The sequence below is a fragment of the Microcoleus sp. Pol7_B2 genome (assembly GCF_036701035.1).
Classification (GTDB): Bacteria; Cyanobacteriota; Cyanobacteriia; order Cyanobacteriales; family Microcoleaceae; genus Microcoleus.
In genome coordinates this window covers 1-26,282 of record NZ_JAUBQB010000059.1, presented here as the reverse complement: position 1 = coordinate 26,282, position 26,282 = coordinate 1, and the positions used below count along the sequence as shown (strand labels likewise).

The 26,282-nt window shown below is 44.0% G+C and carries 19 protein-coding genes, 1 tRNA gene and 3 pseudogenes; 18 read left to right on the top strand and 5 right to left on the bottom strand.

Going from position 1 to position 26,282, the window contains the following annotated elements; translation table 11 throughout:
* Nucleotides 1–130 precede the first annotated feature (130 nt).
* The 5 genes from QUA57_RS20295 to QUA57_RS20275 all read left to right on the top strand — a co-directional run bounded on the left by QUA57_RS20295 (nt 131) and on the right by QUA57_RS20275 (nt 7,046).
* A complete protein-coding gene (locus QUA57_RS20295) occupies nt 131–1,402 on the top strand; it encodes a beta-ketoacyl synthase N-terminal-like domain-containing protein (RefSeq protein ID WP_333064050.1) in 1,272 nt (423 codons plus the stop codon).
* Between the two features lie 335 nt (nt 1,403–1,737).
* Entirely contained in the window at nt 1,738–2,847 is a 1,110-nt protein-coding gene (locus QUA57_RS20290; RefSeq protein ID WP_333064051.1) for an ATP-binding protein, read from the top strand.
* Nucleotides 2,848–3,028: 181 nt separating this feature from the next.
* Entirely contained in the window at nt 3,029–4,906 is a 1,878-nt protein-coding gene (mutL, locus tag QUA57_RS20285; protein WP_333064052.1) for a DNA mismatch repair endonuclease MutL, read from the top strand.
* Between the two features lie 321 nt (nt 4,907–5,227).
* On the top strand, nt 5,228–6,052 hold the full coding sequence (locus tag QUA57_RS20280) for a transglutaminase family protein (RefSeq protein ID WP_333064054.1): 825 nt from the start codon (nt 5,228–5,230) through the stop codon (nt 6,050–6,052).
* A gap of 307 nt (nt 6,053–6,359) precedes the next feature.
* Nucleotides 6,360–7,046 (top strand): alpha/beta hydrolase, encoded by a 687-nt coding sequence (locus QUA57_RS20275; RefSeq protein ID WP_333064055.1) that lies wholly within the window; start codon nt 6,360–6,362, stop codon nt 7,044–7,046.
* A gap of 153 nt (nt 7,047–7,199) precedes the next feature.
* Here the strand turns inward: QUA57_RS20275 and QUA57_RS20270 are convergent, their stop codons facing one another.
* Complete coding sequence (locus QUA57_RS20270; protein ID WP_333039545.1) at nt 7,200–7,664, bottom strand: SRPBCC family protein; 465 nt, start codon at nt 7,662–7,664, stop codon at nt 7,200–7,202.
* 375 nt (nt 7,665–8,039) lie between these two features.
* Here QUA57_RS20270 and QUA57_RS20265 point away from each other — a divergent pair, with 375 nt between their 5' ends.
* From QUA57_RS20265 to QUA57_RS20225, 10 genes and pseudogenes are all read left to right on the top strand, one after another.
* On the top strand, nt 8,040–8,750 hold the full coding sequence (locus QUA57_RS20265; RefSeq protein ID WP_333064057.1) for a transposase: 711 nt from the start codon (nt 8,040–8,042) through the stop codon (nt 8,748–8,750).
* A 362-nt stretch (nt 8,751–9,112) separates the two neighbouring features.
* The gene (locus tag QUA57_RS20260; RefSeq protein ID WP_333039548.1) at nt 9,113–10,789 is read left to right on the top strand and encodes a mechanosensitive ion channel; all 1,677 of its coding nucleotides are present in this window, start codon (nt 9,113–9,115) and stop codon (nt 10,787–10,789) included.
* 111 nt (nt 10,790–10,900) lie between these two features.
* Entirely contained in the window at nt 10,901–11,269 is a 369-nt protein-coding gene (locus QUA57_RS20255) for a transposase (protein ID WP_333251290.1), read from the top strand.
* A gap of 51 nt (nt 11,270–11,320) precedes the next feature.
* Nucleotides 11,321–11,599, top strand: coding sequence for a transposase (locus tag QUA57_RS20250; RefSeq protein ID WP_333064060.1), 279 nt, complete (start codon nt 11,321–11,323; stop codon nt 11,597–11,599).
* Nucleotides 11,595–11,774, top strand: a complete 180-nt coding sequence (locus tag QUA57_RS28745; protein WP_445304494.1) for a transposase — start codon at nt 11,595–11,597, stop codon at nt 11,772–11,774. The genes QUA57_RS20250 and QUA57_RS28745 overlap by 5 nt, the downstream gene beginning before the upstream one ends.
* Nucleotides 11,775–12,128: 354 nt before the next feature.
* Nucleotides 12,129–18,173, top strand: a complete 6,045-nt coding sequence (locus tag QUA57_RS20245; protein WP_333064062.1) for an AAA family ATPase — start codon at nt 12,129–12,131, stop codon at nt 18,171–18,173.
* A 9-nt stretch (nt 18,174–18,182) separates the two neighbouring features.
* The gene (locus tag QUA57_RS20240) at nt 18,183–19,682 is read left to right on the top strand and encodes a response regulator (RefSeq protein ID WP_333064065.1); all 1,500 of its coding nucleotides are present in this window, start codon (nt 18,183–18,185) and stop codon (nt 19,680–19,682) included.
* A gap of 582 nt (nt 19,683–20,264) precedes the next feature.
* Nucleotides 20,265–20,507 (top strand): hypothetical protein, encoded by a 243-nt coding sequence (locus QUA57_RS20235; RefSeq protein ID WP_333064066.1) that lies wholly within the window; start codon nt 20,265–20,267, stop codon nt 20,505–20,507.
* A gap of 23 nt (nt 20,508–20,530) precedes the next feature.
* A pseudogene (locus QUA57_RS20230) lies at nt 20,531–21,234 on the top strand (IS1 family transposase).
* A gap of 16 nt (nt 21,235–21,250) precedes the next feature.
* Nucleotides 21,251–21,466: pseudogene (locus QUA57_RS20225) on the top strand (group II intron reverse transcriptase/maturase); the annotation flags it as partial.
* A 198-nt stretch (nt 21,467–21,664) separates the two neighbouring features.
* On the opposite strand, the gene QUA57_RS20220 reads toward QUA57_RS20225, so the two are convergent.
* From QUA57_RS20220 to QUA57_RS20205, 4 genes are all read right to left on the bottom strand, one after another.
* Nucleotides 21,665–21,738, bottom strand: a tRNA-Pro gene (locus tag QUA57_RS20220).
* A gap of 37 nt (nt 21,739–21,775) precedes the next feature.
* A complete protein-coding gene (locus QUA57_RS20215) occupies nt 21,776–22,144 on the bottom strand; it encodes a DUF1818 family protein (RefSeq protein ID WP_333064072.1) in 369 nt (122 codons plus the stop codon).
* A gap of 372 nt (nt 22,145–22,516) precedes the next feature.
* Nucleotides 22,517–23,164 carry a hypothetical protein gene (locus QUA57_RS20210; RefSeq protein ID WP_333064067.1) on the bottom strand — a complete coding sequence of 216 codons (648 nt, stop codon included), beginning with the start codon at nt 23,162–23,164 and terminating at the stop codon, nt 22,517–22,519.
* A gap of 254 nt (nt 23,165–23,418) precedes the next feature.
* Complete coding sequence (locus QUA57_RS20205; protein ID WP_015175138.1) at nt 23,419–23,649, bottom strand: DNA-directed RNA polymerase subunit omega; 231 nt, start codon at nt 23,647–23,649, stop codon at nt 23,419–23,421.
* 80 nt (nt 23,650–23,729) lie between these two features.
* Between QUA57_RS20205 and QUA57_RS20200 the strand changes: the two genes are divergently transcribed.
* The 3 genes and pseudogenes from QUA57_RS20200 to QUA57_RS20190 form a co-directional block, all read left to right on the top strand.
* The gene (locus QUA57_RS20200) at nt 23,730–24,422 is read left to right on the top strand and encodes a GDSL-type esterase/lipase family protein (RefSeq protein WP_333036413.1); all 693 of its coding nucleotides are present in this window, start codon (nt 23,730–23,732) and stop codon (nt 24,420–24,422) included.
* An 85-nt stretch (nt 24,423–24,507) separates the two neighbouring features.
* Nucleotides 24,508–25,953, top strand: a pseudogene (gene tnpC / locus QUA57_RS20195) (IS66 family transposase).
* Between the two features lie 42 nt (nt 25,954–25,995).
* A partial coding sequence (locus QUA57_RS20190) for an ISAs1 family transposase (protein WP_445304493.1) occupies nt 25,996–26,282 on the top strand: 287 nt, incomplete at its 3' end.

The following is a 26,282-nucleotide window of genomic DNA, read 5'->3' as shown; positions in this document are numbered from 1 at the left end:
TCCGATGCAACCGGAAACGATATCAGTTGTTGCTCGTTGCTTAGTAGTTAATAATTAGTTCCAATCATAAATAACTAATAAGTAATAATTAATAACTAATGACTAAAAATTTGGGAAGCTGAGGGCATTTGTGGATGTTGTTGTTACGGGAATCGGGCTGGTTTCTGCTTTAGGCACTCTGGATTGTAGCTGGAAAAGATTGTTGTCTGGCGAATCAGGAATTAGGCAACATCAACCTTTTATAGAACTTGAACGGCGACCTTTGGCTTTAATTGGCACAAAACCTGTCGATTTAATGAGTTTAATTCGACAGGTTTTAATAGATGCTGTGCAAGATGCTAATTTGACTTTGCCTTTGCGCGATTGCGGGATTGTGATCGGTTCTAGCCGAGGCTTCCAGGCAAATTTGGAACTGTTGGCAAGCGAAGGAAGTTCGGCAACGAGCAATGTACGGGATGTAACGGATGGAAGAAAGACGGAAGTTGGAAGAAGTCTGAGGGAATTGGGAAGAGGGAAGTCGCAAGAAGCAAGGGAATTCCCACTTCCCAATTCCCACTTCCCAATTCCCAATTCCCAATTACCGATTACCAATTCTCAATTTGTGAATTTTTTGCCTCACATGGGGGCGATCGCAGCGGCGAGGGCAATTGGTTCGACGGGGCCGGTATTGGCACCGATGGCTGCTTGTGCGACGGGTATTTGGTCGATCGCCCGCGCTGTTGATTTAATCCGCACTGGTGAGTGTCAGCGGGCGATCGCAGGTGCTGTGGAAGCGCCTATCACACCGCTGACACTGGCTGGATTTAGCCGGATGGGTGCTTTGGCAAACAATGGGTGCTATCCCTTTGATGAAAATCGGGAAGGCTTTGTTCTCGGTGAAGGTGGGGCTTTATTTGTATTAGAATCTGCCGAGTTGGCAAGGCGTCGTGGTGCTAAAATCTACGGTCGAATTTCCGGTTTTGGCTTGACAAATGATGCTTGCCATGCTAATGCGCCGGAGCTGGGGGGGGAAAGTGCGATCGCGGCGGTAAATCAATGTTTGAAACGGAGCAATTTAGCCGCCATTGATATAGATTTTATTCATGCTCACGGTACTGCAACCGAGTTAAATGACCGACACGAAGCACTGTTAATTGAGAAGTTATTTCACCCAGGAGTTGCTGTTAGTTCGACTAAGGGGGCTACGGGTCATACTTTGGGAGCTTCGGGAGCTTTGGGCGCGGCTTTTTGTTTGATGAGCATTAAATATCAGATGTTGCCGCCTTGCGTTGGAATGACAAAACCCGGGTTTAAATTAGATTTTGTTGGCTGTGCGCGATCGGCTATTGTCAGAAATGCGGTTTGTTTAAGTTTTGGCTTTGGCGGGCAGAATGCTGCGATCGTTTTATCGGGCGATCGTTAATTTTTGTAAACTCTGTCGATCAACATTTAAATTACACGATCTCTCTACAGTTAAAATCTTCTGAGGTGGCCTAAGACCCCCCCCACATCCAATTTAAATCTCAAAAATAGTACAATATTTATGTATTTTAGTCAATTAACTGAGAATTTTGGTGAGATTTCTGGTGCTGCTTTCCTAGTCTGGCTCTGCATCCCGACGCTGATCCTTGCGTCAAAGCCTAGGAGGCTAGAAAAGAGAGGCAGATTAAAGCTGTATTGTATTTTATTAACGCACCGATGGTGATCGGCGAAAAGAGAAAAAAGAAACTGTTTAAATTAAGCTTTAGGTATTTTCACATGGATCTGGCATCTCATCGATTTATGTCTTATTTTGAACCAGAGCAAGCTGCTCACCTTTGCCAAATAGCTGTTTTGGAGAGTTTTGATGAGGAAACGCTGGTTTTTGAAGAAGGAGAAACAGCGGATTTTTTCTATCTAGTTTTAGAAGGTAAAGTCGAGTTTAGCAAGCGGCTTGAAAAAAATAAATATCAAACTGTTGCTGTGGCTAAGCCAGACGATTATTTTGGCGAACTCGGAGTTTTAGACGGAGAGCCTCGCAGTGCTAGAGCTGTGGCAGTTGCAGGCTCGACTTTGGCCAAAATAGCCCGTGAAGAACTCATAGAAACTCTCCAGTTTGCTAAAGGCAGTTCGGTACTGCAAATGTTTAGTTTCATTACTAAAAATTTACGGGATACCACGGATCAATATGTTAGCCAGTTGGTACACAAACAAAAAATGGTATTGGTAGGAGAAATGGTGAGTACAATTATTCACGATTTCAAAAGTCCTTTTACTGGCATTAAACTCTCCAGTGAAATGCTAAAAGAAATGCACCCAGATGAGGAAACTCAGGAGTGGTGTGAACTTATTCAATTGCAGGTTCATCGAATGTTGGGTATGGCTGAAGAAGTATTAGAATTTTCGCGAGGGAATTCTGTATTTAATAAGAAACCAATTAATTTAATTCAGACGTTGCAGCAGTTTGAAAAGTTGAACAGAGTTTATTGTGAAGCAGCAAAAGTAGATTTAGCCGTACGGGTGACAGAAGTAATAGTGGAAGCGGATGAAAATAAGATTTTGCGCGTTTTACAAAATTTAGTTGGGAATGCTGTTGAGGCTTTTGGCGGAAGAGGGGGTCGGGTGGAGATTGCGGTGACACAAAGTGAGGAGTGGGCCGAAATTAGCATTTACGATAACGGCCCCGGCATTCCACCGACAATTAAGGAAAAGTTATTTGAACCGTTTGTGACTTATGGCAAGCGGACTGGTACTGGATTGGGAACGGCAATTGTTAAGTCGATCGTGGAGGCTCACAAAGGAAAAATTAGTTATGAGTCAGAGGACGGAAAAGGCACAACTTTTTACATCCGCTTGCCGAAAATCATGGTTTTAGCAGAGCAAAATTAAGTAGGTAGGAAGATTATACTTAGGACTTTCTAACTCAGAATCAGTGAATTAGTTGATGAGTATATATCTTGTGATAAAACAATATTTTCCTAATAAACAGGGTTTAAGAGCGTAAGTCCTAATACTGTGTAGCGACTTGGAGAATCAAGTATAATTGAATTAACGAACTGCTAAAAATTTGATGCCAGTTACTATTCAAACCTTACCCACAGAAGTTATCAATTTAATTGCCGCCGGCGAAGTCATTGACTCGATCGCCGCTGCGGTACGAGAATTAGTTGAAAATTCTCTGGATGCTGGCGCAACTCGCATCGTTGTTTCTGTCTGGCCCGAACAGTGGCGGGTGCAAGTTGCAGATAATGGTACGGGAATGGATCTGGAAAATTTGCAGCAGGCGGCTTCGCCTCACAGTACGAGCAAAATTACCACGGAAGCAGACTTGTACAAAATTGATACTTTGGGATTTCGTGGGGAAGCTTTGCACAGTTTAGCTCAGTTAGGCTGTTTGGAGGTTTTGAGCCGATCGAATGATTTGGGATTGGGGGATGTTTCGGAAAATCGAGAGTCGGCACAAACCCCCGCCAAATCATCCTTTAACAAGGGGGGAGCTGAAAATGCTCGATCGGGCTGGCGGGTGGTTTACAACAACGCAGGCGTTGCTGTGGAGGTGGAAACAGCGGCGATCGCTCCGGGTACGGTGGTGACTGTTGATAATTTGTTTGGCAATTGGCCTGTGCGCCGCAGTTTTTTGTCGCCGGCACAGCAAATGCGATCGATCCAATTAACTCTTCAACAAATTGCTATTTGTCATCCGCACGTTAATTGGCAGTTGCGTCAAGGAAATACGCCTTGTTTGCACGTAACTCCTGGTAGCACAGCGGAACAACTTTTACCTCAATTCGTGCGCGGTGTGCGATCGAGCGATTTGCAATATTTAAAGTTAGATTTGCCTGCGAGTCCTCAAAATCAGAAAGCAGCAAATTTATTGATAGAAACTCAACTTGTTGGAGCTACAGTTAAGCCTAATTACCAATTACCAGTTGCCAGTTCCCATTTCCAAATGCCCAATTCCCAGCGTTTGGAGTTAGTAATTGGTTTGCCGGATCGGTGTCACCGCCGGCGGCCGGATTGGGTGAAAGTTGGAGTAAATCGGCGAGTTGTGCGATCGCCCGAATTAGAGCAAACTATTCTCAGCGCCTTTGCCCGCACTTGTCCGCGCGATCGCTATCCCGTGTGTTTTGTTCACCTGCAAATCTCCCCTTCGGAAATCGACTGGAACCGCCACCCGGCTAAGGTTGAAATTTATCTGCACGATCCGAGTTTTTGGCAAGCACAAGTTAGCGCAGCAATTGCTCGCGCTTTGCATTTGAACGATGAAGTTTTGCCGCCGGCCCCAATTCCCGATCGAGTGGGAAAATTGCTGAAGGCATCGGAACAAAAAAGTGCTTACAGTGTCGGGATTTCGGCTAGGCAGAATGATGAAGACGGCGAACAGGAAAAAGCTAATCCAATAGGATTGATGGAATTGAGGGCGATCGCTCAAGTTCACAATACTTACATTGTTGCGGAACATTCCAGCGGAATGTGGTTGATAGAACAGCACATCGCTCACGAGCGCGTTTTATACGAGCAATTGTGTGCTGCTTGGCAGCTAAAATGTCTAGAAAAACCAGTAATTCTCAGTCAATTATCTGCACTGCAAATAGAGAATTTATCCCGCTTGGGTTTGGAAGTAGAAAGTTTTGGCGAACAGCTATGGGCTGCCCGCGAAGTTCCTGAATTGTTAGCAGATCGAGATGACTGTGCGGATGCGCTTTTTGAACTCAGTAAAGTCGCAGATTTACAAGCGGCTCAAGTTGCGACTGCTTGCCGTAGTGCTATGCGAAACGGTACTCCTTTGAGTCTTTCCCAAATGCAAAATTTGTTGGATGAATGGCAGCAAACTCGTAATCCGCGCACTTGTCCTCACGGCCGCCCTATCTATTTTGCTTTGGAAGAATCGACTCTGGCTCGGATTTTTCGCCGCAGTTGGGTGATTGGTAAAAGTCACGGGATTTGAAAGTTGATTTGACATCCGAGGGCGTTCACCTCAATCTGGCTCGATTGAAAAAAATCGTGAAGCTTTATTAAAAATAGGGGCTGATTTAGAGTAAAAAACTTATAATATATTAAAATTTAAATAATCCACTGTTTTTAATATCTTTTTGGAAACAGACCAGATGGCTGTTTCACAAGAAAAAGTATCTGTTTTACCATAAAAAAGGTTGATTATACTACAAAAAATGCCTGTTTACCAGAATAATCTTTGTTGTGGAACAGGTATTTTGGCTGTTCATGATTTTGGTAAAAAAACTAAATTAAAAATAAATCAATAATAAATATGGATTTTCCGATCGCCCGACAACTCTTTTATCGAGAAATAAATCAGCCTGATGGCTCGATCGACCTGGCGAAAGCTGCTCTTTATATGGCTTTGGAAGAATACCCACATTTAGAGCCAGAGGAGTATCTCAACGCTCTCGACACGATCGCAGATGAAGTGCGCGATCGCCTGCCGGCACAGAATTATCCGCTGCGGATTATTCAAACTATTAACGGCTATTTATACGGGGAGTTGCAGTTTGCCGGCAATGATGTTGATTATTACGACCCCCGCAATAGTTTTTTGAATGAAGTGATTGATCGGCGTACTGGCATTCCGATCTCTTTATCTTTGGTTTATTTGGAGGTTGCTAAGCGCATTGATTTTCCGATGGTGGGAATTGGGATGCCAGGACATTTTTTAATTAGACCAGATTTTGAAGAGGCTGGTATTTTTGTTGATGCGTTTAACGGCGGCGAGATATTGTTTCCTGAAGATTGTCAAGCCAGACTTTCTCAAATTTATGGTCAACCTATGGAGTTGCAGCCGGCTTTTCTCGCCCCGGTAAGTCGCCGACATTTGTTGGGGCGAATGCTGGGAAATCTGAAGGCGATTTACTTGCAACAGGGAGATGCTTCGAGGGTACTCTTGGCGATCGAACGGATTTTGCTGCTGTTTCCCGATGCGCTGGGGGAACGGCGCGATCGCGGAATTCTCTATTATCAACTGGGACGCTTGGTCGAAGCGCGCCACGATTTGGAACTATATCTGAGAAATGCTCCGAATGCTCCTGATGCTGCTAGAATTCGCCAATTGGTCGATCGGCTCGATCGGGATATGTGAACTTAAATTCGGTATCGATCGCACACTATAAGACCTCTTCAAGCGACACTCAATAAACTGCTGCCCGACGACCCAATTTCGCTTTTATAATTTTTGCAACGGTATCTAAGATTGTCAAACGGGTAATCATAACATATTAATTGTCAATTAACACCTATCTTTTGATAGGTGGAATTTGCTGGACATGACTGTAAAATTATAGGTCATTTACGGAAATCCCGAGTCCACTTTTCCGACTGATACCCGCACAGATACCTGCACAGACGACCGATCGAAAAAGTATTTTGACGTAAAGAGGCACAAACTCATGAACTTTCAGTTTCAACAAGGTTATCTCAACGGAATGCAACCGCTGTCAGCCCATTTAACCAAAAGAATGTCAAAGTCTTTATCATTAGGTTTGGCGCTTTTGCTGGGAACAAGTGCAGTATTCCTAAGCAGCGGCAAAGCCTTTGCATTAGATAATGTTACCGTAAAATACGGTGCTGTTGACGTAACATTACCGATGAGCGACTTGCAAAGCTTTGCACAAACCGGCCAAGCATCATCTCAACTGCAAAGCGTTCTGAGTCTTGCGAAACAAACTCCCCAGTCGATGCGCGAAATATTAACGCGAGAAGTGCCTTTAGATTCCCAATTAGTAGCGCGGCTAGCAAGCACTTATTTTGGGGAAATTGTTTTTAAACAATTGGGCGAGGTTGCTTATGCGCCGAGTGCTCGGCTTCAAAGCGTGCCCGCACTGCGCGATGCTTTAGTCGCCGCTTCCAAAGATGGCAAAATATCGCTGATTGAATTGATGCAAAATTACAGCCCTGCTGCTTTAGAAGTTGACGGCAATCAAGCGATGGTTATTTACGAACGAGTGATTAAAGATGTGCAAGATTTGCAAGCTTTGTATCAGAATTCCCCGGCTTTGCAAAATACGGCTAACCAAGCCGTGAATTCGGCGAGAGAAATGATTTGTCAGCCCACTCCATCGGGAAATGCGAAATAAATAACTGAAGTTGGAGGGAATGGGGAATTGGGAATTGGGAATTGGTGCTTTTTTTCCTATTAGCTCTAGCTTTCAGCTATTAGCAATTACTCATCACCCATTACCAATTCTTCGGCTACGCGAGGGTAAAAGTTCCCAATTACCCATTATCCATTACCCCTTACCCATTCTTTGAGATAGTTGCTCGGCTACCCGCTTGAGTCGGCGGAGTTGGTCTTTCATATCTTTTTCTGTCCAAGGGGCTGCAAAGCGATTGAAACCAAATCTAATTAAACGATTGGGAATTTGAAATTCAAAGCGGTTAATCAAGAGAGTTCCTTGGATTTGCGGCTGGCATTCCCAGCGATCGCATCCTTTGAAAAATCCGTCAAACCCCCAAACAATTAAACCGGGTTGTCGCTCCAACACAACACTCTCTAAAGAGGGTTGCAAAACCGGAATTTTTATGATAAATAAGCTGCGACTTCCTACGGTAGTATCCCATTCGCCCTGGGGATCGCAGCGTAGCAGGGGATTGAGCCACTTGTGCATTAAAGTGCGATCGACTATACATTGCTCCACCAGAGTAGCAGCAGCGCGAATTTCAATGGATTGCTCGAAAACTTGACGAATTGACATGAGAACCTGCAACAAGGAGGGTATTACAAAACTTTGCTTACTTGATAGTCCTTTATTTACTTGTAACGTCAATTTTCCCAGAAATTAAAAGATTGACATACTCATAAATACAGTGTATCATCTTGAAATAAAGTATATATACTGATTATGGAGTTAGTCGAAAGGCACATCATTAAACCAAATCATAGGTTTTATCGAGAAGCCGATAGACTGTCTTTGCTTTGCAAAAATATTTACAATAGCGCTAATTACATCTACCGTCAAAACTTTTTCGCTCGCCAACAAAGAAACGCTCTGGCTGTTTATCACGCGCTCAAAACAAGTCCTGATTACAAATCACTGCCCGCAAAGGTAGCACAAAGCACCCTCGGCTTAATGATCAAAGCATGGACTAGCTACTATCTGGGGGTGCGAAACTATCAGGAAGACACCACTAAATTTAAAGCCGCCCGGAAAATCCCTCATTATAAAGGTTCAAGAGAGCGAACAAGAGAGGAGGGGCGCTATGTTGTTGTATTTAATTGTCAAGCTGTCAGCAAAAAAGCCTTACAAAAAGGATATTATCGTTCCTCTGGGACTAATATTTGGTTGGCCTCAAAAGTCATCTCGCTTCTGGAAATCCGGATTGTTCCCAAAGTAGGTTGTTATGTTGTCGAGGTGTTCTCTGAAAAGTTAGAACAGCCTTTACAAATTAATCAGAGAGTAGCTGCTATAGGTTTAGGATTAAACAATCTGGCAACATTAACCTACAATGTTCCTGGGTTAGTACCGACAATCTACGAGGGACAGGGTGTTAAGTCAAGAAACCAATACTGCAATCAAGTTTCATCGGCATTGAAATCATTGCTGCCCGTAGCGCAAACAAACCGTAAAAAAGTCGCCCAATTGTGGCACAAGCGTAACTGTAAAGTGGATTACTACCTCTACACGACGAGTTCCGCAATTATTAAAGGACTGGTTAATCATCAAATGGGCTTCCTGGCTATAGGCGGGAACGATGATTTTAAAGATGGGATTAATACTGGTAAAGTTAATAATCAAAATTTTCCCTGTATTCCCCATTGCCGGTTTGTGCAAATGTTGTAGTACAAAGGATAACTTGCGGGAATTCAAGTTGGGTTAGGTGAGGAGAGTTACACCTCCAAATGTTCAGCTTTGGATTTGGAACCAATTTAACAACATTCCGACTACATTGGCAGTAGGGTAAAAAGAGGATTGTTCAGAACCCAAACTGGAGGCTTCATAAAGGCCGAGGTAAACGGTTTTTTGAATATTGGCCCAAAAGCAGTAGGAGATGGGTTGATCCCAAATTCGATAGAGGGTTTTGTAGTTAACCCAGTACATTAAAAGTGTACAAATATTAAATTTAGGCGATGCCTAGATTTTTTGGAACTATTATTAAAGTTTCGTCTTCTCCTTGTCAAATGTGACGTTAACCTGAGAAAAAAATGAATGAAACTTGGCAAGAAATAACTCAACCGATATCGGGCCCCATAGCGGCTTTGTCCGATCGCATTTTGGCCCAGGCCCAGCCCGGGAATCCGCTGACAGATGCCGAACGCGGAATTAACAATTTCCTTCAGGGCTCAAACATTGAAAATCTCCTCTGGGCCGTCGGTATCCTGCTAATTGGCTTGATAGTATCAGCCCTCGTCTCATCTGTAGTCGGGGGATTGCTCAAGAAGACTACGATCGACAATCGGTTGGCTGCTTGGATTACCGGCCGACCGGAAGGAGCTGGAGCCCCGCAAGTGGAAAAATGGATTTCCGCAGCGGTGTTCTGGATCATTTTTATCTTTTTCCTAATTGCCTTTTTCAACCGCCTGAATCTAACGGCTGTCTCGCAACCCCTCAATACTTTTCTCAATCAAATTACCGGTTTCTTGCCGAAGTTAGCCGGCGCGCTAATTTGGTTGGGGATTGCTTGGGTGTTGGCAACTGTAGCCAAAATGGCCGTATCGCGGGCGATGCGGGCTTTTAGCGTAGACGAGCGCTTGAATCAGGAGGTGGGCGCTGCGCCCACTGAGCGCCCTTTGCTGCTGAGCGATACTGTGGCGAATGCGCTTTACTGGTTCATTTTTCTGCTGTTTTTGCCGCTGATTCTCGACTCACTGGAAATGCAGCAGGCTCTGCTGCCGGTTAATAATTTACTCAACCAAATTTTGGCGGCAATTCCGAAAATTCTGGAAGCTGTGCTCATTGGGTTTGTGGGCTGGCTACTGGCTATGGTGGTGCGGCGGATTGTCACGAATCTGTTGGCCGCTGCTGGGGCGGACGGTTTGGGCGCTCGGTTTGGAATTTCGCGGACTTCGGGCGGGCAATCGCTGTCGTGGATTGTCGGGACGATCGTCTATGTTTTGATTTTGATTCCAACGGCGATCGCAGCTCTGAACGCTTTGGACATTCAGGCGATTTCGCAGCCGGCAATCGCGATGCTCAACACGGTTCTGGGCGCGCTTCCCAACATTTTTACAGCAGCGCTCATTCTGGGGGTTGCTTACTTTTTGGGTCGCTGGATCAGCGATTTGGTGACTAATATCCTGACGGGAATTGGCTTTAACAATGTCTTTTCTTGGTTGGGAGTGCAACAGCCGAAACAGCGACTGCGGCTACCGCCGAGTTCGATAGATCCGGAGGCAACGATTCTTCAGGAACCGGAACTTCCGGCCCGCACTCCTTCTGAGTTTGTCGGCATCGTGGTGCAGGTGGGCATCATGCTGTTTGCTGTGGTGGCTGCTACCGATGTGCTGCGGATTCCAGCGCTGACTGCGATTGTTAGCGGTATTGTCCTGGTTGCAGGTCGGGTGCTGGCTGGTTTGGTGGTATTTGCGATCGGCTTGTATTTGGCGAATCTGGCCTTTAGTTTGATTGCCAGTTCTGGAACTCGCCAAGCGCGGCTTTTGGGCCAAACGGCTCGGATCGCGATTATTGCTTTTGTTTCGGCCTTGGCGCTGCAACAAATGGGCATTGGCAGCGATATTGTGAATTTGGCTTTCGGGCTGCTGCTTGGGGCGATCGCAGTTGGCATTGCTCTAGCTTTTGGTTTGGGCGGGCGCGAGATTGCGGCCGACCAAATTCGCGAATTGTTAGCGTCGTTTAAACAAGATAAGACGCCACGTTTGTAATTCTATAAAATGGCGTTTGTCAAGTACAAACGCCATTTTTTATACTTTTGATTAAATACAGCACATTCCACGTATATATAATACAGTGTATTTAGTACATAAGCGAAAGAAATCAAACCCTATTCGATCGAGTTGCGTGAGAAAATAGTTAAAATCTATGAACAAGGTGATACATCAATTAGGAAAATAGCCGCCAGATTTGATGTGAGTAAAGGGTTTGTTCAAAAAATTTTAAAACAAAAACAAACGACTGGTCATGTTCAACCCGGAAAACAGGGTGGAAGCGCCAAAAGTGTATTAAACTCGCGCCGGACGGAATTGACCCAGATGGTAGAAAAATATCCGGATAGCACGTTGTCAGAATATTGTGAATATTGGCGTTTGAACTACAAGGAAGCTGTCAGTCCTAGCATGATGTGTCGTGAACTACAAAAACAAAATTTGACGCGAAAAAAAAGACCATACGCAGTAGTCAGTTAGTCAGTCTGCCACTGAAAGAAGTACCTTCTGAGGTGTGAATATTGGGAAAAGGTGAATAAAATTGACCCTGACAACCTGGTTTTTTTGGATGAAATGGGCGTTTTATTGGGGTTTAAACGAACCCATGCACCTTCAAAATGTGGTCATAGAGTCTACGATTTAAAACCCTTTTATCGGGGTGCAAAAGTTACAGTAGTCGGAGCCATCAGCTTAAAACAAGTAGTAGGATTAAGAACCATAAATGGGTCAATGGAGGGTCAGGCTTTTGAAGTCTTTATTCAACACTTTTTAGTTCCCAACTTAGGGGATAGTACAGTCGAAGTGAATTGATAATATACCAGCTCATAAGTTGGCGGTAATTGAACCATTGATTCCAGCGGCTGGTGCCAATGTCCTGAATGTATCACCCTATTCTCCGGATTTTAATCAGATAAAATTATGGTGGTCACAACGGAATTTTTTTTACATCCGTTTTCACCAACAACTACCAAGATTGTTGACGTAATACTTGCTACGGTCCTTGATTTGGTCAATACCAAGCACTTCAAAAACTGGTTTACAAGCTGCTGATACTGTACTTCCTAAATCTGGAATACGCTGTAATTATCAGCAACGGGAAAACACTCGCTCGACACCCCAACTGAAAGTGCAGCCGACTAATCCCCCAACAAACACCCAAAACGCGCATTGAGCCACTACAGTTAACAACACAATCTCATGAGGCCAGGATGGCCAGAAGCGAAACATGAGCTCACTTTTGTTGAGTAAACTACTATGTTACAATCAGCTCTAACAATAATTAAGTTTTAAAACCGGCCTTAACCTCACGCTCAATTTCCTTGCGCTCCGTAGAATAACAATGACTCTCAACTTAGCTGGCTATCAATTCGTTGAAACCCTCCACAGCGGGATAAGAACTTCAGTCGATCGCGCTCGGAAGGATTCGGACTTTTCCAGCGTGATCGTCAAAAGGCTAAAGGCTGAGTATCCCACTCTTTCTGACATCACCCGCTTGCGACACGAATATCAAATCCTGCACAGCTTGAACGTAGAATCGATTGTCAAAGCCATTAGTTTAGAAAGCTATAAAAACGGTTTAGCACTGATATTAGAAGATTCAGGCTCCGAGTCTCTCAACGATTGGATGAAGCGTAAAAAACTCACAATCATTCAATTTATTTCTTTGGGTCTCCAGCTTGTCTCTGCCTTAGCAGAACTCCACAAACATAACATTATTCATAAAGATGTAAAACCACAAAATATTATCATCAACCCAGGCACTGAAAAAGTTAAACTTATTGATTTCAGCATCGCTTCGCGCCTGGAGCGAGAAAATTCGACGCTCAGCCATCCAGATTTGCTCGAAGGCACACTCGCCTATATGTCGCCAGAACAAACTGGCCGGATGAATCGGTCAATTGACTACCGCACTGATTTTTATTCACTAGGCGTTACCTTCTATGAAATGCTCACAGGCGAGTTGCCCTTTAATTCCACAGACCCGCTGGAATTGGTACACAGCCATATTGCCAAAACTCCCATTCCCCCTCACCACCTAAATCCTGAAATCCCACCACAAATTTCAGCGATTGCGATGAAGTTATTAGCTAAAAATGCTGAAGACCGCTACCAAAGCAATGAAGGACTAAAATTTGACTTAGAAACTTGCTTGCTCAAATTACAGGCTAGCGGATATATTTCCAACTTTGTTGTTGGAAGTGCGGATAAAGCAGGGCAATTAAATATACCGCAAAAGCTCTACGGTCGCAACCAAAAAATTGAAAAACTTCTACAAACTTTCGAGCGCGTTGCCAGTGGCACAACGGAATTAATGCTGGTTTCCGGTTATTCCGGGATAGGCAAAACAGTTTTGGTCAATGAAGTTCACAAACCCATTGTGCGGCAACGAGGCTATTTTATTGCGGGGAAATTTGACCAGTTCAAGCGCAATATTCCTTATGCTTCCCTGATTCAAGCATTCCAATCCTTAACTCAGCAACTTCTAACCGAAGGCGAAGGAGAAATCCAAACTTGGAAAGAAAAACTGTTATCCGCTTTAGGCGATAACGGACAAGTCATCATTGATGTTATCCCTGAAGTCGAATTAATTATTGGCAAACAGCCACCCGTAGCAGAACTAGGGGCAACTGAAGCTCAAAACCGTTTCAGCCGCGTCTTTAAACAATTCATTGGCGTATTTACGACTATTGACCATCCCTTAGTTATCTTCCTCGATGACTTGCAGTGGGCGGATTCAGCATCGTTGAAGTTAATTGAATTGCTAATAACTGATTCTGATAGCAAGTATTTATTGCTGATTGGGGCATATCGAGATAACGAAGTTTCTCCAACTCATCCGACGATTCAAACAATTGACAAGATTCGCCAAACTGGTGCGACGGTGAATAATATTGTCCTTCAACCATTACACCTAGTTCATGTCGAAGAATTAATCGCGGATACTTTAAATGAATCTGGCGGTTCGGAATCCCTGTCTGTAAAGACGCGAAATTTCGCGTCTCTACTTTTTAATAAAACGCAGGGCAATCCTTTCTTTTTAAGTCAACTCCTCAAAACTCTCTATCAAGAAGATTTGTTGACTTATGATTTATATTCTGGCGTCTGGCAATGGAATATCGAGCAAATTCAAGCGATCGGTATCACCGATTACAATGTTGTCGAACTAATTGCTAGAAACATACGCAAATTGCCCGAAGATACACAAAAAGTATTAAAATTTGCTGCTTGTATTGGCAACACTTTTAACTTAGAAGTTTTGGCCATTGTCAATCAGGAATCATCCTTAGTCACGGCAGCGCAATTGTGGGCAGCACTTCAAGCTGGCTTGATTTTACCTTTGAGCAATGAATACAAAATTCCCCTCGTATTTAGTCAGGAAGAATCGGGCGGTTTTACCTTAACTGATGTGAAGGTTGACTACAAGTTTTTACATGACCGAGTGCAGCAAGCTGCCTATTCTTTGATTCCCGATGATCAGAAAAAAGAGACCCACTTAAAAATCGGTCAACTGCTGCTGCAAAGTACAACGCCAGAAGACCGAAAAGAAAATATTTTCGCTTTAGTTAACCAACTCAATTATGGTACTGACTTACTTACCAGTGAATCCCAAAAATATGAACTAGCCCAATTGAATCTGATTGCAGGTCAGAAAGCGAAAGCTGCTACAGCCCACGATTCCGCCGTCAAATATTTGCAAGTAGGTTTATCTCTGCTAGCAGTAGATAGTTGGGACAATCGGTATGAACTGGCATTAAGGCTGCATGAGGAAGCAGCAGAGTCAGCATATTTGAGTGGTGATTTTGACCGAATGCAGAGATTCGTTGAGATAGTACAAAACTGCGCCAAAACGCTATTGGACATAGTAAAAGTGTACGAAGTCCAGATTCAAGCTTATATGGCGCAGAACAAGCTGGTCGAAGCATTGAATACGGGGCTGCAAGTCTTAAAGCAGTTGGAGGTAGAGTTTCCCGACTCGCCAAACCCATCTGATATTGGGCAGGCGCTGGGGGAAACTGCGGCAATTTTGAGCGGAACTCGAATTGAGGACTTAATCGATCTCCCTGAAATGACCGATCCTTATCAATTAGCAGCGATCAGGATTTTGTCCAGTATATTTTCTGCTTGCTATTCTGGAATGCCCGTACTGGTGCCTTTAACAGTGTGCAAACAGGTCGATTTATCCGTTCAATATGGCAATGCTTCTGTGTCTCCCTTTGCGTATGCGGTATACAGTCTTCTTCTTTGCGGGGCGGTAGGAGATATTGAGCGGGGCTATGAGTTCGGTCAATTAGCTTTACGTCTAGTGTCAAAGTTAAATGCCAAAGAAATCGAAGTCAAGACTTGCCACTTAGTGTATGCTGCTGTTCAACATTGGAAAGAACACGTCCGAAATACCTTAGAACCTTTCCTGGCAGCTTTCTCTACTGGGCTGGAAACTGGAGATTTAGAATATGCTGGCTATGCCGTCATGGTGTGGAGTCATTACTCGTTTTTTGTTGGCAAGCAACTAATGCAACTCGAACGAGAGATAGCAACTTATACAGATGCCATTCATAAAATCAGCCAAGAAACAGCGCTTAATAATACAAAAATCTGTTGGCAAGCCGTCTTAAACATGATGGGAAAAAGCCAAAATATATGCCAGTTAAAGGGGGAAGTATACGACGAAGAGAAAATGCTGCCGCTATATCAGCAAACCAACAACCAACTGGCAATTCATTACTTATACTTGCACAAACTTGCGCTTTGTTATGTGTTTGAAAATTACGCGGAAGCTTTAAAAAATATCCCTCAAGTAGAAAGTTCTTTCGGATCATCTACAGGGCAGCTAACTGTTGTTATTTTCTATTTCTACGATTCTCTAGTACGGCTAGCTGTGTATCCTGAAACTTCGCAGTCCGACCAACAGGACATTCTTAACCGAGTACAAGCCAATCAAGAAAAATTGCAAAAATGGGCGCATTATGCCCCAATGAATCATCTACATAAATTCTATTTAGTAGAGGCAGAAAAATATCGTGTTTTAGGAGAAAAAGTAGAAGCGATCGAGATGTACGACAAAGCGCTCGCTCTTGCTAAAGAAAACGAGTACATCAACGAAGAAGCACTAGCTCACGAACTCGCTGCTAAATTTTATTTTTCATGGGGTAAAGAAAAGATTGCCCGCACCTACATGACCGATGCTTATTATGCCTATATGCACTGGGGAGCTTTAGCTAAAGTTAAACATCTAGAAGAAAAATACCCGCAATTAATAGCGCGATCGCCTGTGGTCACCGAAACCCCTTTCAATCCTACGAGGACAATTCCTCCTTTGACCATTACAGGGGGTCAAACAGAGTTGCTAGACTTGGCAACTGTAATTAAAGCATCTAGTGCAATTTCTAGCGAAATTGTTCTACCTAACTTGCTCACCAAGTTAATGAAAATTTTGATAGAAAACGCAGGCGCTGAAACAGGAGCGCTTATTCTCTCAAAAGAGGGTCAACTTCTTATAGAAGCGGCGGGGACTAAAGATCAAATCCGAGTGCTAGAATCTTTGCCAGTATCAACTTCTGGGCAAGTTCCTATCTCGGTACTTAATTACGTCACCAGAACTCAGAAAGATGTCGTTTTAAATGATTCGGGCCGCGAGGAAATCTTTAACGCCGACCCCTACATTGCCCAACACAAACCAAAATCAATTTTGTGTGCGCCTATCCTATCTCAAGGTAAGTTAAGTGCCATCCTGTACCTAGAAAACAACGTGATTGCTGGCGCTTTCACGCCGAAGCGGGTAGAAGTGTTGCGGATGCTATCGGGACAAGCTGCGATCGCCTTAGAGAATGCCAACCTCTATCACACTTTAGAAGTCAAAGTAGAAGAGCGAACCGAGGAATTAAAAGCCAAAAATACGCGCCTAGAAGTAGAAATTCAAGAGAGACAGCGAGCCGAGCAAGCCGCCGAAGCCGCAAACCGCGCCAAAAGCCAATTTCTCGCCAACATGAGCCACGAACTTCGCACACCGCTCAACGGCATTTTAGGTTATACCCAAATCCTCAAACGAGACACAGGTTTAACCAGTCAGCAAAATTCTGGTATTAACATCATTCATCAATGTGGCGAACACCTCCTAACTCTGATCAATGACGTTCTAGACCTCTCCAAAATCGAAGCCGGAAAAATGGAACTCTACCTCACCGAGTTTCACCTGTCAGACTTTCTCCAAGGCATTACAGAAATCTGCCAGATTCGCGCCCACCAGAAGGGAATCTCTTTGATTTACGAACCGCTAACTCCACTTCCCACTTGCGTCCAAGCCGATGAAAAAAGATTGCGGCAAATTCTCATCAACTTACTCGGTAATGCCATAAAATTCACCGAAAAAGGAGGCGTTAGTTTTAAAGTAGAAAGACTAGAGACTCAGCAATCTTTGTCATCACCAATCGCCAATCCCGAATCCCTAACAGCGAAATTTATTTTCCAAGTAGAAGATACAGGCATTGGCATCGCGCCGGACGAACTCTCAAAAATATTTTTGCCCTTCGAGCAATCCAGCGGTTCAGTTAGCCAGATAGAGGGGACAGGATTAGGGCTGCCAATTAGTCGCCAATTAGTGGAAATGATGGGCGGCGAACTGAAAGTACAAAGCTCTTTAGGTAAAGGCAGTATTTTCTGGTTTGAGTTAGAGTTGCCTATTACGGAAAGCTGGGAAGGGTATCAAAAAGAACCTGAAAAAATTATCAGGGGTTTCTCAGGCGATCGGCGGAAAATTTTAGTCGTTGACGATCGCTGGCAAAATCGCTCTGTCCTCGTTAATCTTTTAGCTCCCATTGGGTTTGAATTAATGGAGGCAACGGACGGTCAAGACTGCGTGAATAAAGCGCTGTTATTTCAACCGGACTGTATTATAATTGACTTAGTAATGCCAGTCATGGACGGCTTTGAAGCGGTGAGGCGGCTCAGAAAAATCCCTCCATTGAAGGATGTAATCGCGATCGGAACTTCTGCTAGCATTTTATCCGGCGAACCCCAAAGCATTTTCCAGGCTGGTTGCAACGCTTTTCTCCTCAAACCAATTCGGGCAGAAAAGTTATTAGAATGCTTGGGCCACCATTTACGTTTAGAATGGGTTTATGATGAGCGAACAACTTTCAGTTCAGAAGGTATCTTCACCCATCCCCCTTCTCAAATCCAAGACCAACAACTGATTGCTCCCCCTTCGGAAGAAGTTGCAGTCCTGTTCGATTTAGCCATGAAAGGTGAACTCCTCAGTATTGAGAAGCGAGCCAGCAAGCTGAAGGCAATAGATATGCGTTATGCACCTTTTGCCAATCAGTTGCTTGAATTAACCAAAAACTTTGAAGAAGACAAATTAGTAGAATTTGTTCAACAGTTTAGATGAGGACTAAAAATGACTAGCGAATCTTTAGACAGAGGAACTATTTTAATTGTGGATGATACGCCCACTAATCTGGGTTCAGTATTGGATTTTTTGAGTACATCTGGCTTCACTGTTTGGGTAGCTCGCAGTGGGTCTAACGCTCTCAAAAAAGTGCAATATTGCCAGCCGGATTTAATTTTGTTGGATGTTCTGATGCCAGAAATGGACGGATTTAAAACCTGTCAACATCTAAAAGCAAATGACTTAACTAAACATATCCCAGTCATTTTTATGACCGCGCTGGACGATACAGAAAGCAAAGTCAAAGGCTTTAATGTGGGGGGAGTTGATTATATTACTAAGCCCCTTCAACAGGAAGAAGTTTTAGCTCGGGCTATCACGCACCTGAATCTGCGAAATCTAACTAAAAAGCTTCAGGCGCAAATTGTAGAGCGCGAGCGAGCGCAAGCCGACCTACAAATTTTGACACAAGAGCTAGAGAGGCGAGTAGAAGAGCGCACCGCTGAACTTTCCCAAACGAATGAACGCCTCAAGCAGGAGGCTGCTGAACGCAAGCTTGCACAAGCAGCTTTGCAAGCATCGGAAGCGCGAGAGCGACACAAAGCCCTACAGCTCGAAAATTCCCTGCACGAACTCAAGCAGGTGCAAAGCCAGCTCATTCAGAGCGAAAAAATGTCCGGGCTAGGCCAACTCGTAGCTGGCGTCGCCCATGAAATCAATAATCCAATTAATTTTATTTATGGAAATCTTTCCTATGCTCTGGAATATTCAAAAACTTTGGTCACTATCCTTGACCTCTACGAAAAGCACTATCCTAATCCGGCTCCAGATATACAAGCAGAAATCGTGGCAAGCGAGCTAAATTATCTCAAAGACGACTTGCCTAAAATGTTCAAATCGATGTACTTAGGAGCCGATCGCATCCGCGAAATCGTTTTATCTTTGCGCCTCTTCGCACGGCAAGAAGGATATGAAATGAGATCGGTCAACCTTCACGAAGGCATTGACAGCACGCTAATGATTTTACAGAGCCGACTAAAATTTAAGTCAGACCGCCCCTCGATTGAAGTGGTGCGGGACTATTGCCCAAACCTGCCTGAAGTGGACTGTTATGGGGGAGAAATGAATCAGGTATTTATGAATGTACTTGCAAATGCGATCGATGCTATTGACGAGTGGAACACGCAGAGATCGCTAGAAGAAATTAAAGCGAATCCTAGCGTGATTCGGATTAGCACAGAAATAACCAGCAACAATTACGTAGCTGTCCGAATTGTGGACAATGGGCCAGGGATATCGGAAGAGGTTCGTCGCCACGTATTTAACCCGTTTTTTACGACAAAACCCCCCGGTAAGGGCACAGGTATTGGGCTATCGATTAGCTGGCAAATTGTAGTGGAAAAACACCGGGGAAGCTTGGGGTGTATTTCTGCACCAGGCGGGGGAACAGAGTTTACTATTGAGATTCCCATTCGGCAGGAGTCTCCTGTCTTGTCGCTGTCAGCTTGATGTTCTGCAAAAAGTTAGTGAATCTATGGGGTTGATTTTTTAGGACAATTTCAGGATAGCAAGTTAAAAAATTTAGGGGCGATCGCGCTTCGATGTTACTCTCTAACCCACCACTGATTTCTCACCTACAGAATGAAGTATTCGGGTGCGATAGCCCTCAAAAAAATCCACCTGTAAATAATCTGGATTTTTAACAAATTGGAGTTTAGACTAAGCACGTCTTAAAGCGCGGTTAGATTTCAAATTAAGAACGCCAATGGTCGCTGGTGAAGAGCTATGAGGCGAGGCTCAACCACTAGCATAGATGCCGACGACCGTTGACGTTCTCTTCGGCTGACAACCTCACAAAAAACTGTCTGCGATAGTTTCAACAGACAGTGTAAGGGTAGAAAATTGAGAATTCAGCAAAAAATCTCAAATCTACCTGCCATCTCTGTTTGAACAATTACGGGAATTTCGTCAACTTGCTTATGAATGTCTCGGCAATGCCTGCATATGCCACCTTTGAACTAGCAGACGCGATAATGACGACGCGCCACGTCTCATGTTTACGAAATTTAGCCCTACATCCTTTATTTCGGCGTGAGTGGTCCAGCGTCTACGAAGCGCTGCAAGATTGTAGACTCGCCCCTTGACCAATTGATGCAACTATACATCCAGCAGATGTCACAAGTAGAACGTCCAGTATTAGCGATCGCTCATACAGCATGGTTAAGACCCCATGCACCTACCCTCAAAGAACGTACCTATGAACATCAACCCACAGCCTTACCTCACGGCATACCTGTTGGTATCGGTCAAGGTATTAGGGCGTTGCTGAGTTAGAGTATGAATAGGAGGAATAATTTATGCAATGCCCAGAATGTAAATCAACCCATATCCGTAAAAACGGCAAGAAGAAAGGAAAACAGAATCACAGTTGTGTCCAATGTGGTCGTCAATTCATCAATGAGTATGAGCCCCAGCGAGGTTATAGCGAGGCCATCAAACGTGATTGCCTAAAAATGTATGTCAATGGTATGGGTTTACGGGCGATAGAACGAGTTAAGGGTGTTCATCATACCACAGTAATAAATTGGGTAAAACAAGTCGGAAAACAGTTGCCAGATGTTTATGACCCTGAAGTCATTCCAGAAGTTGGTGAGCTCGATGAATTACAAAATTATGTAAAAAAAAACAGACAAGATATGGCGAGCGACGGCGGTTGACCACTTTAAGCCAGGAATTTTAGGATGGGTATTAGGGGATCATAGCGCTAAGACATTTGAACCATTATGGGACCAAGTAAGTGCATGGAAATGCTATTTTTATGTAACTGATGGATGGTCTGTATATCCCATGTTTATTCCTGATGGTGAGCAAGTTATTAGCAAGACTTATATGACCCGAGTAGAAGGGGAAAATACCAAACTAAGACATTACGCAAGCTCGGCTACATCGTAAGACTCTTTGTTATTCTAAATGTGAGGAAATGCTCAAGCATTCTATTAAGTTATTAATACATTACTTGAAGTTTGACGATATTCCCATTCCTGGGGCATTCATACCTTGATTTAGCAACGCCCAAAAATCTACAACTACTTCACCGACATTGCCACGATGAAAAGACAGCCAACGATGGAAGTCTCGGCAACAAATCTGGCTGTAATAGCGCCAAGCCTAAGCCCGTCAAATCGGGTAAGAGAGGTACTCATGAAAAGAGCCTTATTACTGAGGAGCCGTGTGATGGGAAACTATCAAGCACGGTTTTGGAGACGAGCGGTTCTCGTGAGGGAATCGCTTAGTTTAACCCTTGCTATGACCACGCCAACCGTAGCCGATCCTTGAAAACTTCAATGTTTACGGAGCCTTTTGGCATATCGCAGATTTATCGCACTTTATGTCTGAGTATGTCAGATCTTGTCACCCCTTACTGAGAATGACAATATGCTGCGAAATCTACCAAAAATAATGGAATCCTTAGTGTATAAGGATTCCATCTATCGGAGCGGCGGGATTTGAACCCACGACCCCTACTACCCCAAAGTAGTGCGCTACCAAGCTGCGCTACGCCCCGACAGCTTTAACAGCTTAGCATAGAATTCCCGAAAAAGTCAAAAAACTTTAAAAACTTTTGCAGCCTGCACCAAACTCGGAACCACAGCCGCCGGCCAACAACCCTCGCACCTCCTGCCAGCATTCAAGATCAATTGCACGCTGTAAGCTTCGGGATAGCCTTCCACCTGCACCCACAGCAAGTCGCTTTCGGCTTCAATTGCTATTTTTTCCTCGTCCATTAACTCAGAGACCATGTGACTCATTGTGCCGGCTAATTGCTCCAACAATCGGCAAAAATCGTTTAACTCAGCCTCTGTGAGTTCGATCGCCCAACCGTCGCCAGCCACTAAACCCTTAAACTCCTCGGCCTCCGGGTTCCATCCCAAACGCCACCCAACACCCGTTTTAATTACACGTTCCACCATCAAGCGATTTTAGATCTTAGATTTTGGATTTTAGATTAGTAGGACTTATATCAATTCCGGTTGCATCGGAATAGTCAAATCCAGTCAACTGTCAACAATTCCCGATGGTGCAACCGGAATCCATCTAATTCATCTGCGTTAATCTGTGTTTATCTGCCCTCATCTGCGGTCAAAAAAAGATCATTTCAGCAAGCGCAGATGACAATGGATTGACACGGATTCACGCAGAGGTCGAGAAGAGAGATAGGAATAATTTCGATACTCACAGATTTGATATTACCAATAAATACGAAAGAAAGTGGGTTTTTTACCATTTTCAAAGGCCGGGATGCAATATTTTCGTAAAAACCCCGGTTTCTGCATTCCTGAGTATTAAGGTGCCAGCAACTTCGCATCTCCCGGCTGCGGCTGCGGTATCTCCGGGGAATTCGATCGCCCTTGTGGTTTTTCCCCCGTCGCAGGTGTGCGCCCACCCCCGGAATTCTCCGTAAAAACATCAACCAAAGCTTGAACCAAAGCATCTCGCTGTGCTCTATTTAACCTTTGAATAGCAGCACGATCCTGTTCCATTGGATTTGAGCGCAAAACGTCCTTTCCCGGATAAACGCTTTCAACCAAATAATCAGGAGTTGCCCCCAAATAGTCAGCTAAACTCAACTTCCAATCAAAGCGGTAATTGGGCGGCCGTCCTTTGACAAATACGTGATATCGAATCAACCGCCCGACTAAAGTATTGGTAGGATCGACTTTTCCTGTTTCCTGAGAAATGTAGTTATTTTCGATCGGGAAATCCGGCAATTTTTCGTACACCAATTTCCACGCATCTTGCACCCTAACTTGCGGCGGCGCAGATTGTTGAGCTACCCGCTGCACTGAGGCAGACTCAGAACTCCGCAGCAGCGAAGGTTCCAAAGCGGACATACTCAGTTCCCCGGATTCCAACACCCAACTCAAAAGCGTGAAAATCGCTACACTCAAAGTAACAAACAGAAAACTTAAGCCCTGCTTTAATCTATTCACGGTTTTGACAACAATTTGAAAAATAGAATAATTTCATACACTTAGCCCCAGGAGATGTCCTAGTTTATACTTTTAGGATTTACGCTCATCCACCCGGTGTATTAGTAAAACAATCAGAGGTTTTTTAACGAGGCAGCTAGGAATAAACCGCGTTTCTCGTCCCGCGCGCCCAAGTCTAGTTTAAAAAAGTTGTGAGTTTTGAGTTGACAAAAATTGCTGGCAATTCACCACTCAAAACCCAAAACTCCTGAAGTCTAGATGTCTCCGATAATTTCCGGCTGAGTCAGTTCGTCCGACATCTCAAATATCGCCCGCATTACAGGTTTCATTTGATGGTCGTCCATATTGTCAAAATCTTCATAGCGACGGCGTTTTGCGCGGTTCGCCACCTGCACCGTAATCCGATAGCGGTTGGATGCACCGTTAATCAACTCTTCCGCCCGACGGGTTAGCTGAGTTGAATCGAAAGTTGGACGCTTAACCATGAGACTCCCTACTTTAGGTAATGTTACATTCTAGTTTAGTATGTCAAGATTCATAATTTATTAACTGAGTATCATTGCTTATGCAGGCAGCAACAGCCTATTTCTTTGGTAACTTGCATCGGGTAAATTCTCATCCCCTCAAATTGGTTGCTTTCGGCGACAGCTTAATCTACGGTTTTGGCGACGGTGTAGGCGGTGGCTGGGTGGAAAGATTGCGGCGCCAGTGGATGTTACCGGAGAGTGCAGGACACGTTTTATACAATTTGGGCGTTCGGGGCGATCGCACCTATCAAGTCTCCCAGCGACTCGAAAACGAGTTTCGCCACCGTGGCGAGCTCAGAAACCGTGTCCCGGATGCGATTATTCTTTCAGTAGGTCTCAACGATTCGGCGAGAGTGCAGTCGCCTACCGGGCGCAGCTACACTGATTTTGAACATTTTAAAACTGTTTTGGATCATTTGTTAAACCTGTCCCAACAACTTTGTCCGGTGATATTTGTGGGGATGGTGCCGGTGGATGAAAGTAAAATGCCTTTTCAAGATTGTTTGTATTACAGTCATGCTGACCAATATCGGTATAAAGAAGCAACGAAATTAGCTTGTGAGTTGCGGGGAATTCCCTATTTAGATATTTTTGATAAATGGATAAATCGGGGCAGTGATTGGTGGCAATCGCGTCTGATTGCAGACGGGCTTCATCCCAATGCAGCGGGGTATCAATCTTTATTTGAAGATGTGACAAGTTGGGAGCCACTCGCCAGCATTAGTCATTAGTCATTAGTCATTAGTCATTAGTCATTAGATAAGGATTCATGTCAGGGGGTATTGACAAAGATGATTCTGGAGGGAGATTATTAGAATTAGGAAAAAAGAGCAGCCTCTCAAACTAGACAGTGAAATATTGAACCAGTTGGCTCCCTCGCCACTGGTAGAGATAATTATGGAGCAGGCCAAGGCTATAGAGCAATTAAAATCGAGAGTAGTAGAACTAGAAAAAAAAATACAGGAACTAAACGTCAGCATAGATTTAGAAAGTACAATATCATCAAAACCTCCATCGGCCGACCTCCTCAAAAAAGCAGAGAAGAAACCAGAAGATCAACCATCCAAGAGGCAAACACCAAAACGGAAACCAGGAGGGCAACCAGGACATCCGGGAAAAACCAGAAAAGGGTTTGACCGAGTAGATAGAGAGGAGATATTACGGCCGCAAGTGTGTAGATGCTGTGGTCAACAGGAATTCAGTGGCAAACCCATAAAAATAGAAACACAGCAAGTAGCACAGTTAGTGAAGCTGCCAATTGAAATTGTATAATATCAAAAATATACCTGTATTTGCAGCCAGTGTGGGGAAACACTCTTCAGCAGACTGGTCAGCCGAGATAGTAGCAGGACAAGATATCGGAATCAGACTGCAAGCTTTTTTAGGATGGCTCAATCATTACGGGCATTTATCCTACCAAAAACAACAAGAACTATTATGGGAATGGGGAAAAATAGAAATCCGGGTGGGAACATTAGTAGCCACAAATGAACGAATAGACGGTGCAGTAAATCCAAGTATTGACCGGCTTAAAGAGTGGCTCAAGCAAACACAGCCAAATATCCATGTTGATGAAACACCTTGCTTAGTCAAAGGGATAAAAGAATGGTTATGGATTTTTGCCAATACCGACTTCGGTCTATTTCATGCGGCTGATACTCCTTCTCGCGCCCAGTTAGAGACCATCCTGGGTTCGAGCTACTCAGGGGTACTGAGTTCTGATGATTATAGCGCTTATAATGGTTATCCGGTGAAAGCAAGGGCAGAAATGTCGGGCGCATTTATGCCGTCATTTCAAGAAGCTGATCAAACTTCCCGGATTAAATAACCAATAGATTGGGGCCTTCTTTCTTAGTCTGGTCGATGAAGCATTTAAAAACTACGCTTTATTCCAATAGAACCAAAATAGTGATGAATTCTTGAGTTGGACATCAGGGTTTCAACTTTTAGTTGAAACTTCAATTCATTCCTGGATGGAGCAAGCCGGAGGGGAAGCTGGTAAACTTTGGCGCTCCTTGCAAAAGAAATCCCATCAGTGGTGGTATTTTTTAGAGCACCCGGAGAGCCCACCGGATAATAATTTAGCCGAACGAACATTACGTGAGAGCCGTCACAAAAAGAAAAGTTAGTGGAGATTCCCGCTCAATGGAGCGGTTCCAAGATACTGCCAATCTATTGACAGTTATACAAACTTGTCGTCGTCAAAGACGTTCTGTAATTGAGTTTTTTGACCCGGCTATAAAAGCAAGGGTTAAGGGTTAATTCGGCTGTGCAGACCCCATATTTAATCCCTCAACTTGAGACCTGAATCCTTACGAAGAAAGACCAGTCTGGACTGTTGATGTATCCGAGTTACCACCTCTGCATAATCAAGAATTATGGACGGGATTAAAAACAGTTGTCATGATAGTTAGTGAACGACGGGTGTGGAATAAAACCACGACTGAAGCTCATTTTTACTTGAGTAGTTTAAGCAGTAATGCTGAGACAATTGCTGGGGCGATCCGCAGTCATTGGGGCATTGAAAATAGCTTACATTGGACGCTAGACGTTACATTTTGTGAAGATGAAAGCCGAATTCGGAAACAGAA

What these genes read in the sequence shown, in the direction of transcription:
- QUA57_RS20290 (WP_333064051.1), top strand. Translation starts at nt 1,738, where the DNA reads ATGGATCTGGCATCTCATCGATTTATGTCTTATTTTGAACCAGAGCAA.
- mutL (WP_333064052.1), top strand. Translation starts at nt 3,029, where the DNA reads ATGCCAGTTACTATTCAAACCTTACCCACAGAAGTTATCAATTTAATT.
- QUA57_RS20280 (WP_333064054.1), top strand. Translation starts at nt 5,228, where the DNA reads ATGGATTTTCCGATCGCCCGACAACTCTTTTATCGAGAAATAAATCAG.
- QUA57_RS20275 (WP_333064055.1), top strand. Translation starts at nt 6,360, where the DNA reads ATGAACTTTCAGTTTCAACAAGGTTATCTCAACGGAATGCAACCGCTG.
- QUA57_RS20270 (WP_333039545.1), bottom strand. Translation starts at nt 7,664, where the DNA reads ATGTCAATTCGTCAAGTTTTCGAGCAATCCATTGAAATTCGCGCTGCT.
- QUA57_RS20265 (WP_333064057.1), top strand. Translation starts at nt 8,040, where the DNA reads ATGATCAAAGCATGGACTAGCTACTATCTGGGGGTGCGAAACTATCAG.
- QUA57_RS20260 (WP_333039548.1), top strand. Translation starts at nt 9,113, where the DNA reads ATGAATGAAACTTGGCAAGAAATAACTCAACCGATATCGGGCCCCATA.
- QUA57_RS20245 (WP_333064062.1), top strand. Translation starts at nt 12,129, where the DNA reads ATGACTCTCAACTTAGCTGGCTATCAATTCGTTGAAACCCTCCACAGC.
- QUA57_RS20240 (WP_333064065.1), top strand. Translation starts at nt 18,183, where the DNA reads ATGACTAGCGAATCTTTAGACAGAGGAACTATTTTAATTGTGGATGAT.
- QUA57_RS20215 (WP_333064072.1), bottom strand. Translation starts at nt 22,144, where the DNA reads ATGGTGGAACGTGTAATTAAAACGGGTGTTGGGTGGCGTTTGGGATGG.
- QUA57_RS20205 (WP_015175138.1), bottom strand. Translation starts at nt 23,649, where the DNA reads ATGGTTAAGCGTCCAACTTTCGATTCAACTCAGCTAACCCGTCGGGCG.
- QUA57_RS20200 (WP_333036413.1), top strand. Translation starts at nt 23,730, where the DNA reads ATGCAGGCAGCAACAGCCTATTTCTTTGGTAACTTGCATCGGGTAAAT.